The organism is Lipingzhangella halophila (assembly GCF_014203805.1).
GTDB lineage: Bacteria > Actinomycetota > Actinomycetes > Streptosporangiales > Streptosporangiaceae > Lipingzhangella > Lipingzhangella halophila.
Genome location: NZ_JACHJT010000001.1, coordinates 830,469 through 845,039 on the forward strand (window position 1 = coordinate 830,469; position 14,571 = coordinate 845,039).

Annotated in this window: 13 protein-coding genes; 7 read left to right on the forward strand and 6 right to left on the reverse strand. The window is 70.2% G+C overall.

Annotated elements, in window-relative coordinates:
• The first annotated feature begins 76 nt into the window (after positions 1-76).
• From F4561_RS03870 to F4561_RS03885, 4 genes are all read left to right on the forward strand, one after another.
• A complete protein-coding gene (locus tag F4561_RS03870; protein WP_184583139.1) occupies positions 77-697 on the forward strand; it encodes a class I SAM-dependent methyltransferase in 621 nt (206 codons plus the stop codon).
• Between the two features lie 160 nt (positions 698-857).
• A complete protein-coding gene (locus tag F4561_RS03875) occupies positions 858-2,183 on the forward strand; it encodes a M16 family metallopeptidase (protein WP_184574838.1) in 1,326 nt (441 codons plus the stop codon).
• A 55-nt stretch (positions 2,184-2,238) separates the two neighbouring features.
• Positions 2,239-3,585, forward strand: a complete 1,347-nt coding sequence (locus F4561_RS03880) for a M16 family metallopeptidase (protein ID WP_184583141.1) — start codon at positions 2,239-2,241, stop codon at positions 3,583-3,585.
• A gap of 337 nt (positions 3,586-3,922) precedes the next feature.
• Entirely contained in the window at positions 3,923-5,143 is a 1,221-nt protein-coding gene (locus F4561_RS03885; RefSeq protein WP_312885136.1) for a serine/threonine-protein kinase, read from the forward strand.
• 98 nt (positions 5,144-5,241) lie between these two features.
• Here F4561_RS03885 and F4561_RS03890 read toward each other — a convergent pair whose 3' ends face one another.
• Entirely contained in the window at positions 5,242-5,886 is a 645-nt protein-coding gene (locus F4561_RS03890; RefSeq protein ID WP_184574840.1) for a TetR/AcrR family transcriptional regulator, read from the reverse strand.
• Positions 5,887-5,972: 86 nt separating this feature from the next.
• Between F4561_RS03890 and F4561_RS03895 the strand changes: the two genes are divergently transcribed.
• A complete protein-coding gene (locus F4561_RS03895) occupies positions 5,973-6,776 on the forward strand; it encodes a hypothetical protein (RefSeq protein ID WP_184574842.1) in 804 nt (267 codons plus the stop codon).
• A gap of 168 nt (positions 6,777-6,944) precedes the next feature.
• Here the strand turns inward: F4561_RS03895 and F4561_RS03900 are convergent, their stop codons facing one another.
• Positions 6,945-8,795 (reverse strand): protein kinase domain-containing protein, encoded by a 1,851-nt coding sequence (locus tag F4561_RS03900; protein WP_184574844.1) that lies wholly within the window; start codon positions 8,793-8,795, stop codon positions 6,945-6,947.
• A gap of 159 nt (positions 8,796-8,954) precedes the next feature.
• Between F4561_RS03900 and F4561_RS03905 the strand changes: the two genes are divergently transcribed.
• Positions 8,955-9,221 carry a hypothetical protein gene (locus tag F4561_RS03905; RefSeq protein ID WP_184574846.1) on the forward strand — a complete coding sequence of 89 codons (267 nt, stop codon included), beginning with the start codon at positions 8,955-8,957 and terminating at the stop codon, positions 9,219-9,221.
• Between the two features lie 33 nt (positions 9,222-9,254).
• On the opposite strand, the gene F4561_RS03910 is transcribed toward F4561_RS03905, so the two are convergent.
• The 4 genes from F4561_RS03910 to F4561_RS03925 form a co-directional block, all read right to left on the reverse strand.
• The gene (locus tag F4561_RS03910) at positions 9,255-9,776 is read right to left on the reverse strand and encodes a hypothetical protein (RefSeq protein WP_184574848.1); all 522 of its coding nucleotides are present in this window, start codon (positions 9,774-9,776) and stop codon (positions 9,255-9,257) included.
• Between the two features lie 376 nt (positions 9,777-10,152).
• A complete protein-coding gene (locus F4561_RS33105; RefSeq protein WP_281384021.1) occupies positions 10,153-10,275 on the reverse strand; it encodes a hypothetical protein in 123 nt (40 codons plus the stop codon).
• Positions 10,266-12,119, reverse strand: coding sequence for an asparagine synthase-related protein (locus tag F4561_RS03920; RefSeq protein WP_184574850.1), 1,854 nt, complete (start codon positions 12,117-12,119; stop codon positions 10,266-10,268). The genes F4561_RS33105 and F4561_RS03920 overlap by 10 nt, the downstream gene beginning before the upstream one ends.
• A gap of 217 nt (positions 12,120-12,336) precedes the next feature.
• A complete protein-coding gene (locus F4561_RS03925) occupies positions 12,337-12,462 on the reverse strand; it encodes a lasso RiPP family leader peptide-containing protein (RefSeq protein WP_184574852.1) in 126 nt (41 codons plus the stop codon).
• A 695-nt stretch (positions 12,463-13,157) separates the two neighbouring features.
• Between F4561_RS03925 and lpdA the strand changes: the two genes are divergently transcribed.
• Entirely contained in the window at positions 13,158-14,558 is a 1,401-nt protein-coding gene (gene lpdA, locus F4561_RS03930) for a dihydrolipoyl dehydrogenase (protein ID WP_184574854.1), read from the forward strand.
• Positions 14,559-14,571: the final 13 nt, after the last annotated feature.

Below are 14,571 nucleotides of genomic sequence, written 5' to 3' on the forward strand. Positions count from 1 at the left end.
CCCCGGACCGTCATCCCGGGCGTGCCGCCCGCCCCGCGACCGAAAGAGAACGCCAGTGCACCCGGTTCCCGCGCCGATGCCCGCCGACCTGCTGCGCGTCGCCGAGGACGCGAAGGGCTTCATGCCGTCGAACGAGGGGATCGCCCTCTACGAGGCGGCGCTGGCCTACGCCGGTCTCGGACCGGTGCTGGAGATCGGCACCTACTGCGGCAAGTCCACCGTCTTCCTGGGCGCGGCGGCCCGGCGGGCCGGGGGGACCGTCGTCACCGTGGATCACCACCACGGCTCCGAGGAGCACCAGGCGGGCTGGGAGTACCACGACCCGGCGATGGTGAACGCGGCCACCGGGCGGCTCGACACGCTCGGGACGTTCCGGGAGACCATGGCGGCCGCGGGGCTGGACGACGAGGTGGTCGCGGTCGTCGGCCGCTCCGCCAACGCGGCACGGCTGTGGAACACCCCGTTGGGCATGCTGTTCATCGACGGCGGCCACACCGAGCAGGCGGCCCAGGACGACTACGCGGGCTGGAGCCCGCACGTGTGCCCGGGCGGCGCGCTGGCGATCCACGACGTCTTCCCCGACCCGCGAGATGGCGGGCGCCCCCCGTACAACATCTACCGCCGCGCCCTCGACTCCGGGGAGTTCACCGAGATCCGGGCGGCCGGCTCGTTGCGGGTGCTGGAACGCCGCGCCTGAGGCGCTTGCAGCGGCCGCCCGCCGGATGCGGCACCAGCCGGAATCGCCGGGCGCACGCGTCCACAGGACCTGGCATGTGGGAGCGAGAACCGTTTCGAGCGCATAGGCTCGGAGGCGCATGGGGAGATCCTTCGAGAGCGGTGGACAAGGGGTGCATGGAGTGGTGACGAACGGAGCGATCGGACGGATCAGCCAGTACACGCTGGACAACGGGCTCCGTCTGGTGACCGCGCCGGCTGCCACAGGGCAGCTCGTGGCGGTCAACCTCTGGTACGGCGTCGGGTCCAGATTCGAGGTTCCCGGCCGAACGGGGTTCGCGCACCTCTTCGAGCACCTGATGTTCCAGGGCAGCGGCGGGGTCGCCAAGGGCGAGCACTTCGACGCGGTGGAGCGCCTGGGCGGCGAGATCAACGCCTCCACCTCGACCGACCGCACCAACTACTTCGAGACCGTTCCCGAGCACGCGCTCGACCTCGCACTGTGGCTCGAAGCCGACCGCCTGGCCACGCTGCGCGACGGCATGACCCAGGAGGTCCTGGACAACCAGCGCGACGTCGTGAAGAACGAGCGCCGGCAGCGCTACGACAACGTTCCCTACGGCACGGCGTTCGAGCGGATCCTGCGCCTGGGCTACCCCGAGGGGCACCCGTACCACCACTCCACGATCGGGTCCATGCAGGACCTCGACGATGCCGACCTCGACTACGTCCTGTCCTTCCACAAGAAGCACTACGGGCCCGACAACCTCGTCCTTACCGTGGTGAGCAATCTGGACCCCGACGACGTCCACGACCGGGTCAACAAGTACCTCGGCGGCGTTCCGCCCCGCGAGACCGTGGCCGAGGCTCCCAACGCCGAACTTGAGGGCCTCATCGGCGGGCCGGTGCGCGACACCGCCGTCGAGCAGGTGCCCGCCCCCAGGGTGTTCCTGGGGTACCGCGTGCCCGCCTACGGCGAGCGCGAGTTCGACGTCATGCACCTCGCCTCGGCCATCCTCGGCTACGGCCAGGGCAGCCGCCTCTACCAGCGGCTGGTGGTCGAGCGCGGAATCGCCAACGACGACGGCGGCATGGCGTCCGACGTCCTGTCGTTCCGCTACACGCCGAGCCTGCTGCTGGTAACCATGATCGCCCGCGAGGGGGTCTCCGGCGACGAGCTCGAAGCCGCCATCCGCGAGGAGGTCGCCGGTCTCGCCGACGGCGTCGCCGAGGAGGAGCTCGAGCGGGCACGGGCGATCCTGGAACGCGACCACCTGCAGACGATCTCCACACCGAGCGGCCTGGCCGACACCATCGGAAGCTGCACGCAGTTCTTCGGCGAGCCAGAGCTCGCCAGCACCTGGCCGCAGCGCTGGGCGGCCATCAGTACGGACGACATCGTGGCCTGCGTGAAACGGCTTCTGGTCGATGAGAACCTGCTGGTCGTCCGGTTCGATCCGGAGGAGACGGGCGACGGCGCCGCGGAGCCCGACCCCGCATCCGCCTGATTGGTTTCCTGTCCCGCCGTCCCGTGCACCCGCCGAAGAAAGAGTCGAGTTGAGCATGCTGCAGCCCCGCCCCGAGCTTGGTCCGCCCCAGCCCTACACCTTTCCCAAGCCCCGGCGCCTGAGTGTTGGCAGCGGGCACGTGATCGCCATCGACGTGCCTGGGCAGCAGTACGCCGCGGTTCGGCTCGTGCAGCCCGCCGGCGCGGCCAACGAACCGCTCGACCGCATGGGCGTCGCCTACCTCACCGGCGAGGTGCTGGAGGACGGGGTGCGCGGCAACAGCTCCCTGGCCCCGGCCCTGGAGCAGTACGGAGCCGAGTGGGTGTGCCGGGTCACCTGGGACAGCTTCGTCACCGGGGTCGACGCCCCGATCACCCGGATCAGCGACGCCGTGGCGCTGTTCGCCGAGGCGGTCCGCGCGCCCGCCCTGCGCCCCGAGGACGTCGTCCGCCGCCGCGACCAGCTCATCGAGCGGTTCTGGCTGGACTCCTCGGTGCCGTCCACGCTCGCCATGCGGGCTGTCGGGGGCCAGTTGTTCACCGGCCGCTACGGCACCCCGCTCAACGGAGGTCCGGTCAAGCTGCGCGACCTCACCCCCGAGGTCGTCGCCGACTTCCACGCCCGCTCCATCGCCAGTGTCGCCGGTACCCTGGTGGTCGTCGGCGACCTCAGCGGCGTCGACCTGGAGGAGCTCGGCAAGACCGTCTTCGCTGATGCCGCGCCCACCCCGACCGCGCCGATCACGCCGCCCGAGCACGCCTCTGGGGAACGGCCGCGCATCATGCTTCTCGACCGGCCGGGCTCGGTGCAGTCCGCGGTGGTCCTGGCGCACCACGCGCCGTCACGCCCCGAGACCGACCTGCCCAAGGCCGACGGCATGAGCGACGTCCTTGGCGGGATGTTCACGTCGCGGCTGAACATGGAGCTGCGCGAGCGGCTCGGCTACACCTATGGGGTGGGTTGCCAGTTCGACCTCCGCCGCGACAGCGGCGTGTTTATTCTCAGAACGCAGGTCGACGCGGCGGCCACCGCCCATTCGGTCACCGTGACACTCGCCGAGATCGACCGGCTGCAGGCCGACGGTGTCACCGAGGAGGAACTTGAGGCCGTGCGGGAGTCCAACACGGTCGGCCTTCCCGTGACGTACTCCACGGCACGCAGCCTCGCCAGCGCGCTGGTCGAGATGGTGGTGCACGATCTTCCCGAGGACCACGTCGACCGGCTACGCGCCGGGTTCGAGGGGCTCACGGCCGAGGATCTCGGTATGGCCGCGCGAAACCTTCTGCACCCGCGCGAATCCGTCGTTATTGTGGCGGGCGACGCCGCGCAGATCGAGGAGCCGTTGCGCGAGACCGGGTTCGGCCCGGTCAGCGTTCGCGACCCGGAGTCCCTCTGGAGCTGATCCGCGGGAGCCGGGTGGTGCGTCCGCTGGTCCGGGAAACCACCAGGAGAGGATCATCACTGGTTAAGGAAGCTTTCGTTGGAAATAACGAATTCGAACCTTTGCGGTCCTGATCTGGCAGCCGCCAGCGTGAACGCCGTGCGCACCTGATATAACGAATGATCTGACCGGCACCGACGCCACCTCGAACGTAACTGCCCCGCAGGAGGCCACAGTGGCCCGTGATCTGACTCGCTGACTAGCCGTGTCCTCCATCGAGAAGCCCCACGCAGAGCGGCCTGGATCGCCGCTGAACACCCCGCGTCAAGGTGCGCTCGAAACCGGTCATGGCGAGCGCGTGCTCAAGGGGCGCTACCAGCTCCTTGACGAGATCGCCAGGGGCGGTGTCGGCACCGTGTGGCGGGCTACCGACCTCGTCCTTGACCGCGAGGTCGCGGTCAAGGAGCTGCGGCTGCCCACGGACCTGAGCGAGTCCGAGCGCGAGTCGTTGCTGCAGCGGACCACGCGCGAGGCGCGGGTGGCCGCGCGCCTGACCCACCCGGGTCTGGTCACCGTGCTCGACGTGGTCGACGAGGACGCCCGCCCGTGGATCGTCATGGAGCTCGTCGTGTCGAGCACGCTCGACGAGATCATCCAGTTGGCGGGACCCCTGCCGTACCAGCGCGTGGCCGAGATCGGTCTGCAGCTGATCGACGCCCTGAAGGTCGCCCACGACGAGGGCATCGTGCACCGCGACGTCAAGCCCGACAACGTCATGATCAGCGAGGGCGGCCGGGTGGTCCTGACCGACTTCGGGCTGGCGGCGTGGACGGGCGAATCCGCGCTGACGAGCTCCGGGCGGATCATCGGCTCACCCTCCTACATCCCGCCCGAGCGTGCCAAGGCCGGCCCGGTCGGTCCCGAGTCCGACCTGTGGTCGCTGGGCGCCGCGCTGTACGCGGCGGTCGAGGGGCACCCGCCGTACGACCGCAAGGGCTACATCCAGATCCTGCGTGGCGAGGATCTTGACGAGCCGCCGGTCGCGGAGAACGCGGGCCCGCTCGCGCCGGTGCTCGCGGGGCTGCTGCACGTCCGCCCGGACGACCGGCTCACCGCGGACAACGCCACCAAGATGCTGCGGATCGCTGCGCTCGCCCCGTGGGCGCCCGAGACCAGTCCCGAGACCGCGGCGAAGACCGCTGCCGAGACGGGCGAGCGCCCCACAGTGCCGGCGCAGCCCGACAGCACCGGCGCCGAGTCCCAGTTGGGCGAGGAGGGCGATAGCGAGGAGCAGGGCCAGGAGACCGCGCGGGAACACTTCCGCCAAGGGGCGCATGTCCTGCGCAGCTCGTTGCAGGAGTCGATGTCGGAATCGGTGTCGCACTTGCACGACAAGCTGCAGCAGCACCGCCCGGAGGTCAGCTCGCTGCTCACCTCCATTCGGGAATCCACCGACACGCTCGGGCTTACCGCCTCGGGGCGGCATCGGAGTAGCAGTCAGCTTCCTATGGCTATCGGTGTGGTCGCGGGGGTCCTGGTGTTGCTGGCGATCGTCACCTGGGGCCTGCTCTTCCGGTAGCTCTCGCGCGGCCCAGCCGCGCCCATGGTGCCCGCTGACGAACCGGAGCGGACCGGTTCAGGCCTTTTGGGGAGTGTCGCCGTCCTGCGGCTGGCCGGCTACCTGGGGGCCGGGGCATCGGTCCCGTTCGGGGGGAGTCCCACGATCCGGTGCAGCAGGTCGTCAAGCAGCTCCTCAGCCGGGGGCCACGGAAAGTCGGGTCGCGCCTCGTGCAGCGACGCGAGGCCGTGCAGGCCGACCCAGACCAGCGTGGCGTCACGCTCCGGGACGCCCGCTGGGGTGCGGCCGGCATCCTGGCACGCCCTGATTCCGGCGACGAGCTGCCCGAACGCCGCTCGGCCGGGAATGCTGCCGAGGTCGCCCCGGCCAATGTCCGCGGGCTGCTGGGCGCCGAACAGCATCCGGTAGGAGCCCGGGTGGTCGCGGGCGAACCGGAGATAGGCGCGGCAGCCGGCACGCAGCGCGGCGACCGGGTCGCCGGCGCCTTCCAGGGCCTGGCCCACGTGCTCGACAAGCTCGGCGAACTGTGCTTCGAGCGCGGCTCGCACCAGTGCGGGCTTGTCCTCGAAATGCAGGTAGACCGCCGGAGGGCTGACACCGGCCCTCCGGGCGACCTCACGGATCGAAAGGGCGCGCTCGTCACCGGTCTCGGCCAGCGCGGCCGTCGCCGCGGCGATGAGGTCGGCGCGCAGCAAAGTGCCGGCCCCCTTGGGGTTGCGCTTGCGGGTGGGCTTCGTGCTCATGATTGACATCCTAGCTGAACGCTAGTTAACTTAACGTGCGTAAAGTCATTTCTGGGTGTCCGCCGCCAGTGAAGCGAGGGAGACCAGTGCAGCAGACATCGAGTCACCACCGCACACCGGACAGCGCCGCCGGTCGTGCGGAACCCGGCGGCGCCGCTCACCGGGTCCACGGGCTGGTGAGCGCGGCGCTCATGGCGGCAGGGGTGGCCCTGTTCATGTGGGGCGGCAGCCAGCATCCGCCAACCGACACCTCGATGGGAGTGGTCGGCAGCGAGGACTACTTCCGGACCTTCGCTGAGCACGTCGCGCGGACCGAGGACTGGCGCAGCACGCACGCCGGGCTGCTCGCGGGCCCGTTGCTTTGGGCACTGGGTTCCGTTGGTTTCGCCGCGCACGCGCGGGCGCGACCCGCCACGGGGGCCGGGTTCGCGCAGTCGGGCCTGGTGGCCCTGGCCATGGGCGCGGTGGCGTGGTCGGTCGTCTTCGTGGTCGACGGGTTCGTGGCGCCACTGCAGGCGGAGTCCGCCGCCGCTGGGGATTTCACCCCGGAGGCGATGGCGGCGTTCCGGTTCTCCCAGGAGATCGTGGGCCGGCTCGGCCTGGTGAGCTGGCTGCTCATCGGCGCGGGGATCGCGGGCCTGGCCGCGGCGGTGCTGGCCGACCGCGACCTCGGTCCGGTCTGGCGCCTCGGCCTGGGACTATCGGGCGTGGCGATCGGCCTGTGGCCGGCAGCCGGCGCGGCGGTGGGGATCTTCCAGCCCAGCGTGTTCACCAGTGCGCTGTGGGTCCCCACGGCCCTCGTTACCTCTTTGTGGTTCCTGCTCGCGGCCGTGGCGCTGCTGTGGAGGGGAGCCCGCCCACCGCGCGCGGCCAGCGTTTCGGCGCCGTAGGGAAGCGGGGGCCGGGGGCGCCATGCACGCCGCGGCTCCACGAGGTGTGCGGACGCGAAGGTCGCCGGTGTCGATGGCCGCCATGCGCCGTCGAGCCCCGGGGAGGGGCCCGTGGGGCTCCCGAGGCTCGCCACCCACGGCACGGTGCTTGGCTGGCACCGCCTGCCCTCAGGAGCCTTCGGTCACATCGCCATTGTCGTCGAAAGCGATCGGTCCGCTGGCCCCCTGGTAGTCGATCTCCCGACTATCCTCTAGCAGGTCACGGCACTCACCGAACGAAGAGCAGGACTCACCGTCCTGGGTCACGCGCGCCATGCTCTGCGCGATCTCCGACGCCTCGGAACTCCCCGCCGCTTCGGACGCCAACGCGACGGTGACCACGCAGTCGTAGTAGTGCGCCGAGAAGTGGAACTCCTCGAGATCGTCGGTGAACTCCACCAGCCGCTCCTTGAAACCAGCCGGGGGATCGTACTGCGACAGCTCCGTCTCAGCCGAGTCGTTCTCCTCCGCCGCGGGAACCGTGCGGAAGAAGAGGGCCTCGGTGGTCTCGGTCAGCTCGGGCGCTTCCGCGGACCCCGAGCACATCACCACGTCGGCGCTGGCGAAGCGGTCAATGACCGAGAGAACAGAGCTCGACGTCGTTGGGCCGATCACGGCGTCGACACCCTCGTGGAGGATGTCGTCCGAGGCGCGGATCACGTCGCCGGGCTCTTGGCCTTCGTCGAAGCCTTCCGCGTCGGGGAGTTCCGTTCCGCGGACCCCGCCGGCCTCGTTGATATCCGCAACGGCGAGGTCGATACCGGCCTTCGCGGGCGGCTCGATGAAGTCGAGCGGCCCGCTCTCGGGAAGAAGCGCGGCGAACCGCAATGGCTCGGCTTCCGTGTTCGGGGAGTGCTCGGGCGCCGCGGGGCTGGAAGCGGCCGGAGTGCCTTGGTCGGAGGCCCCGTTGGGTTGTTCGGGTTCGCCGTCCCACACCGAGACCCAGGTTCCTATCGCGGCGCTCAGTGCGAGCGCCGTGGCCGCCCCGAGAACGACCGAGAGACGCGTGAACCGGCGACCCGCTGGAGCGGGCTGGGACGCGTTGCCGTCGTCGGTGCCCTGCCCACCAGGCGGGGAAGCGGCAGCGGAGTCCCGTGGCCAATGACGAACGATAGCGCTCTCGACGAGCGTCGTGACCTCCGTAGTGGCCGGGTGGTCCGCACCAGAGCACCGCCGGGCGAGCTCCGCGGAAGCGGGACGCTGGTGCGGGTCCTTGCTCAACGCGAGGGCGACAGGCTCGGCCAGTCCCTCGGGAATGCCCACGAGATCGGGTTCCGCGTGCAGCACCCGGTACATGAGAGTCTCGGCGCTGCCGGACCCGAACGGAGGGCGCCCGGTGGCCGCGTAGGCGACGAGCGCGCCCCAGCAGAACACGTCGGCCGGAGGGCCGCTGTCACCGCGGAACCGCTCGGGGCTGACCCAGCCGGGCGACCCCACGAGCTGTCCCGTACTGGTGATGGCGGTCTCGTCGACCGCGCGCGCGATGCCGAAGTCCAGTACTTTCGGCCCGTCAGGCGCCAGGATCACGTTCGTTGGTTTCAGGTCGCGGTGGACGACCCCGGCGTCATGGATGGCCGCGATGGCGTCAGCCATCCCCAGCGCCAGCACGCGCACCCGGCTGGCCGGGAGTGCTCCAGCGGCGCTGATGTGCTGGGACAGTGTCGGCCCGGGGACGTACGGCGTGGCGTACCACGGGCGCGGGCCATCCGTCTCGGCCGCCAGCACGGGTGCGATGCACGGGGCTCGCACGCGCTGCACCAGGTCGGTCTCGCGTGCGAAGCGGGCCCGGAATCCGGCGTCCTTGGCGTACTCGTCGCGGATCACCTTGATGGCGACCCAGTCCCCATCCGGGGATACGGCGCCGTAGACGACCCCCATACCTCCCGCGCCCAGCCGGCCCTTCACCCGAAACGGCGGGATGGATGTCGGGTCCTGATCCTCAAGGGGGGTCATCGCGGATGGTGGGGGATCGAACGACATGATTTTCTCTCCATCTCGCGCGGCCGAACCTGAATCAGTGTCGCATCATGGCGCACGCGCTTGAAGAGCTTCCCGCGGACTCGTGACCGGCGGCCTGGGGCCGTGGCCCTTCCTGCCCACGCTCTTTCTGGCAGCCGCCCTCGTAGGTCCCTCTGCCTGGTGAGCACGCTCGGCCTGGTCCGACTGCCGGGGCCTCAGAGGAGCCAACCGGAGCGGACGCTCGACGCGGACACCCTGTTCGACCTGCTGCGCATCCTCTTCGGGTGCGCGTCCGGGCTCGGTGCGGTGATCGGCCTGTTCGTCGCCTACCTGCGCCAGCGCACCATGGACCATGAGGCCCAGCGCGAGAACATCCGGCTCGCGGCCGTGGCGCTGCTGTGGAGGGGAGCCCGCCCACCGCGCGCGGACGGTGCCGCATCCGAGTAGGGGCGGCCCTCGGCTGTGCCTGGCCCGGCGCGGCTACCGGGCTCCGGGGGTGTTCGCCGCGAAGTACTCCCGCGAGGTCGGGCTCAGCGTCAGTACGACCATCACGACGAGCACTATGTGCCCGATTATCTGGCCCAAGCCCTGGAAAGCCAGGCTCGGCCACATCACCAGCACCACCACCTCGCTGATCACCGCATAGCCGAACATGCACAGCAGGCCGGTCTGGAGCTTTCGGGTGCCGTCGCGGAGCTTGGCCGCGAAGACCAGGTAGGCGACCCCCAGCACCAAGCCCTCGATGATGCCCCAGGTCATAAGAGGCTGGAACTGCTCGTAGGTGAGCCCTCCGGTATCGCTCTCGAACTGGCGGTTGAACTCCGCGGTCTCTCTGACGGAACTTGAGTCGACCGCGTCTGACACCAGGCTCTGTGCCGCCCACAGTCCCAGTAAGGCGACCACGCTGAGTGCCGCGTTGATGTAGAGAAGTACGCGCAGCGCGCGCAATGTACCCGGCATCTCCGGGGAGGGCGTGGGGCGCGGCGGGTTCGGGGGGTGCATGGCTCTCCTATGGAAAGGGCCTCGGGGGCGTCGGCCATGTGACGCTCCCCTCTGACGCTCCCCGCACCCACTTAGTTGCGCGGCTGACCGTATCCGGACAGGGAGGGCCCTGCGGCGCCCCCGCACTTTCTTCCTACGGAGGCGCAGAAAACTGCTGGGTGAGTGTTCCGGGGTGGGCCAGGGGCGTTTTCCGGGCGCTACCCGATTCGGGAGCGCGTCCGTGGACGGGAGTATCGCGCACCAGTACACGTGCCCCAACGCCGTAACCGGCGGTCGCCGCGGTCACCACGGAACGGGCACCCGCACCGATCATCGCGGGCTGGCCCACCCACACCGCCTTCGCTGCCCTCGTCGGATGTCCAACCACCCGCCCACATCACCGATCTAGGCGTGACTCTGGGCGTCTGAGCTGGTAGTAGCGGCCGGCGCGTTCGTCGAGCAGCACCATGCCGTCGTCGGTGGGGACGGTGGAGACGTCGGGTCGCAGAGTCAGGGGCATGTGGTCTCCCCGGGGGTCCGGTTCCGGTCAGTGGGTGCGCCGGCCGGGTCGCCGCGGTGGGCGTGGCGCAGCCAGGTCTCGATGCCGAGCGTGCATTCGATGTGTGCGAAGAGGGCCGAGTCGGTGTGCGACCCGATGATGGCGGCGCGCAGCCCGCCGGGGTCGACGACCCCCAAGCGGGCCAGGTGCATGTCCTCGGTCAGTGCCAGCAGCGCCGCCTTGTGGCGCTTCAGCCCGGTGAACGCGTCGGCGCTGAACTCGCCCTTGGTGCGCCGGGCCAGGATCTCGCCGGGCACGATGTCGCGCATGGCGTCGGCGAGGAGCGGCTTGAACCGGTACGGGTCGCACAGTTCGGCGCCGTCCACGCGCATGACCGCGGACACGACCGCGTCGTCCAGGTACGGGCTGGTCAGCTCCACGCCCGCGCTCCGGTACAGCTGCCCGAACACGCGCATACCCAGGCCCGATGTGCGCACGGCCTGGTACTTGGCGTGCGGGCCGCGCTGTGGCGCCAGCGGTTCGGCGCGCGCGGCGCTGGCGCGGATCGCCGCCGCGGCGACGCCGCGCGCGTCCGGCGTCACCCACGGGGGCAGTCGGACGGGGTTGACCCACCCCAGGTGGGGCGTACTGGGCGTGATGAGCGGGGCGTCGAGCGATGTGGCCGTGCGGTGCAGCGCGCTCGCGTATCCCCTCCGGTCGACCAGTTGCCGGAGTGTCTCCTTGGCGGGCCAGCGCAGCAGTGCGCGGTAGCCCTTGGCGCGGCGCCACGCGGCCAGGGGGCGCCGACCGAACAGGTCGTGCAGGTACAGCGAGTTTCCCGCGAACAACTCGTCGCCGCCCTGGCCGTTGAGGTGCAGGCGCGACCCCGTCGCGGCGATCCTGCGGGCGTTCTCCATTGTGCTGGCGCGCACGCGCGCCCACCGGAGCGGTTCGTCCAGAACGGGGCCGGGGGAGTCGAGGTCGGCGAACCAGAGGGGAAGGTCGTCGGAGGCTACGACGTGGTGCTCGGCGTCGGGAAGCGCCTCGCGGGCACGGGCGGCCCACGCGCCATCGTCGTTGCCGTCGTCGGTGGAGTCCCACCGGTAGGTCACCAGGCGGGAATTGGTGCGCGACGCGAGGAAGCACAGGCTGGTGGAGTCCCAGCCGCCGGAGAGGTCGGCGCTGAGGGTGGCGTGGCGGGAGGCGCGGGCGGCCACCGCGTCGGAGAGCGCTTCGGCGATTCCGGCGGCACCGTCGGCGGGGGAGCGGTCGGGCTCGGCGGCGCGCCACCACACCGACGTGCGCAGGGTGCCGTCGCGTTCCAGGATGGCCGCGTTGCCGGCCGGGACCGGGCGGGTTCCGCGCCACGGGCAACGGTCCTCCAGGTCCTCGGTGAGTGCCGGGATGAGGAGGCGGAGCACGAGGGCGCGTTTGTCAAGGTCGGCCCCGCGTCCGGTGATGACACCGGCGCGGTCGGCGAGAACGGTCGCACCGCCGACCTCGCGGTAGAACAGCCGTCGCACACCGGAGGCGGTTCCGCGCGCCCAGACGCGGCCGTGGATCGTCGCCGCGAGGTGGAAGCATCCGGGGAGGTCGCGGGTGCGTTCCTCGATCGCGGAGATGTCGGCGCCGCCGACCATTCGGGACAGGTCGGTGGCGGTGGCCGTGGAATGTCCGAACAGGGCGATGCGCGCCGGGCCGGCGTGGGCCGTCGTCACCTCGCCGGCGCTCCAGCGACCCATGAGCCATGGGCGCCCGGAGTCATGGGGGATTACGTGGTCAGCGGCGGCTCCCAGCGAGCGCGCGGCGGCAGCGCCGGCGCCGGTGTCGGGGAGAACCACGAACCAGGGGGAGTCGTCAAGCACTCGGATCCTTCCTGGTGGATTCGCAGGGGAGGGGCCCGGCCGCCGCGAGGCGGCGGCCGGGCCGTGCGGGCGGGGTCAGGGCCCGCGCCGGTTCGTGCGGCCGGTCGGTCGACTCCGGAGGTGGGCGACGTGGCCGCACGCCGGGATTGTTGGCCAGCGGGGTGTGTGGCGAAGTGTGCGTGAACGCGGCACACGTTCACCAAACGCTTCCCAGGGGCTAGGGAAGGAGGCCGAAGGTGACCCCGTCGTAGAGGGGGAGTGGTCCGTAACCGAGGGTGAGGCCGGTGAAGTCGCCGACCTCGACCAGAACCGGCGGCTCGTAGACGAGTGTGTCTCCGGTCATGCCATCACGTCCTTCCTCGGTGTTTTTGGGTGTTCCGTGCACGCCGAGCGCCTTCTGCGTATCGGCACCGGTCAGGTCCCCGAGATTCGCACAGGAGAAACCGTTGTCCGTGGTTTTCCGGTCACATTATTCCGGGTGCCTGTGGAGCAGGTTCGGGGTGCTGTTGTCTTCGAGTGGCAGAAGTCTGCCGCATTATCGGCGGGCCGAATATCTGCGCACATCGGGGTGGTTCGGAATAAACCAGGAAGGGCGTACCACGTAATTCGTGCGAGGCGTGCGGGATCTGAGCGGGGCGGCCAGTGGGAGAAAACCAGGAATTCTTGTCCGTTGTATCCGGATCGTCGCCAATGCGAGGTGCGCTCGAGGAGGCCGCGGCGCCACCGAGGGCGGCGCGAACCGCACCCGGGAATGGAATGTGCCTTGGCCGTATTCCCCGATTCAGGTCAGGAGGAATGGCGTCCGCCGAACTGGTGGACGCGGCCGGGTGGCGCTCCGTCCCGTCGATGATCCGCCAGGCCCCTGGGCGGCCGGGGACACGGCCGGCCAAGCGCTTCGGTTCCCCGGCCCGGGCACGGCCGCCCGGGTGAACCTGCCACGTTGGCCGCGTACGGGCGCGTCCTGCGCGCCGAATCCTGCGGACCACGCGGTTGTGCCCGGCCAGCGCAATCTTGGAGCGCTCCCGTAAGCTGGCGGCCATGAGTGCACACTTCGATGTCGTCGTTCTCGGAGCCGGGCCCGGCGGGTACGTCGCCGCCATTCGCGCGGCGCAACTGGGCAAGTCGGTAGCTGTTGTGGAGGCCAAGTACTGGGGCGGGGTCTGTCTCAACGTCGGGTGCATCCCGAGCAAGGCGCTGCTGCACAACGCCGAGCTCGCGCGGCTCGTGACGCACGATGCCGCCAGGTTCGGGATCAGCTTCGACGGTGACGTGCACCTCGACTACGGCACGGCCTACACGCGCAGCCGCGAGGCCGCCGATGGCCGGGTCAACGGTGTGCACTTCCTGATGAAGAAGAACAACATCACCGAGTACGACGGCTGGGGCACGTTCACCTCCGCCACCTCCCTCGACGTCGCACTCAACAGCGGCGGCACCGAAACCCTCACGTTCGACCACTGCATCGTCGCCACGGGCGCCACCACCAAGCTGCTGCCCGGGACCCAGCTCAGCGAGCGCGTGGTCAGCTACGAGGAACAGATCATGCGCAGCGAGCTGCCGGACAGCGTCATCATCGCCGGGGCCGGAGCCATCGGCGTCGAGTTCGGCTACATCATGGCCAACTACGGCGTGGACGTCACCATCGTCGAGTTCCTGGACCGCATGGTGCCGCTGGAGGACGCCGAGGTCGCCAAGGAGCTCAACCGCCAGTTCAAGAAGCTCGGAATCAAGGTCCGCACGTCCACCCGGGTCGACGCCATCGACGACAGCGGCGACAAGGTCACGGTCACCGTGACCAAGGGCGACCAGAGTGAGGTGCTGCAGGCAGACAAGGTGCTGCAGGCCATCGGCTTCGCCCCGTGCGTCGAGGGATACGGCCTGGACCGGGCCGGTGTCCGGCTGACCGGGCACGGCGCCATCGACATCGACGACTACATGCGCACGTCGGCGCCCAACATCCACGCGATCGGCGACGCCACCGGCAAGCTGCTGCTGGCCCACACCGCCGAGGCGCAGGGGATCGTCGCCGCGGAGACCATCGCCGGGGCCGAGACCTTCCCGATCGACTACGTCATGGTGCCGCGGGCGACCTACTGCCAGCCGCAGATCGCCAGTTTCGGCTACACCGAGGAGCAGGCCCGGGAGCTGAACTACGACGTCAAGATCGCCAAGTTCCCGTTCATGGCCAACGGTAAGGCGCACGGGCTGGGGGAGACCGCGGGCTTCGTCAAGATCATCGCCGATGCCAGGTACAACGAGCTGCTCGGCGCCCACATGATCGGCCCTGATGTCACCGAGCTGCTCCCCGAGCTCACCCTGGCGCAGAAGTGGGACCTCACCGCCGACGAGGTCGCGCGCAACATCCACGCGCACCCGACACTGTCCGAGGCCATCCAGGAGGCGATCCACGGCATCGCGGGACACATGATCAACCTGTAGCCGCGAAGCCGGG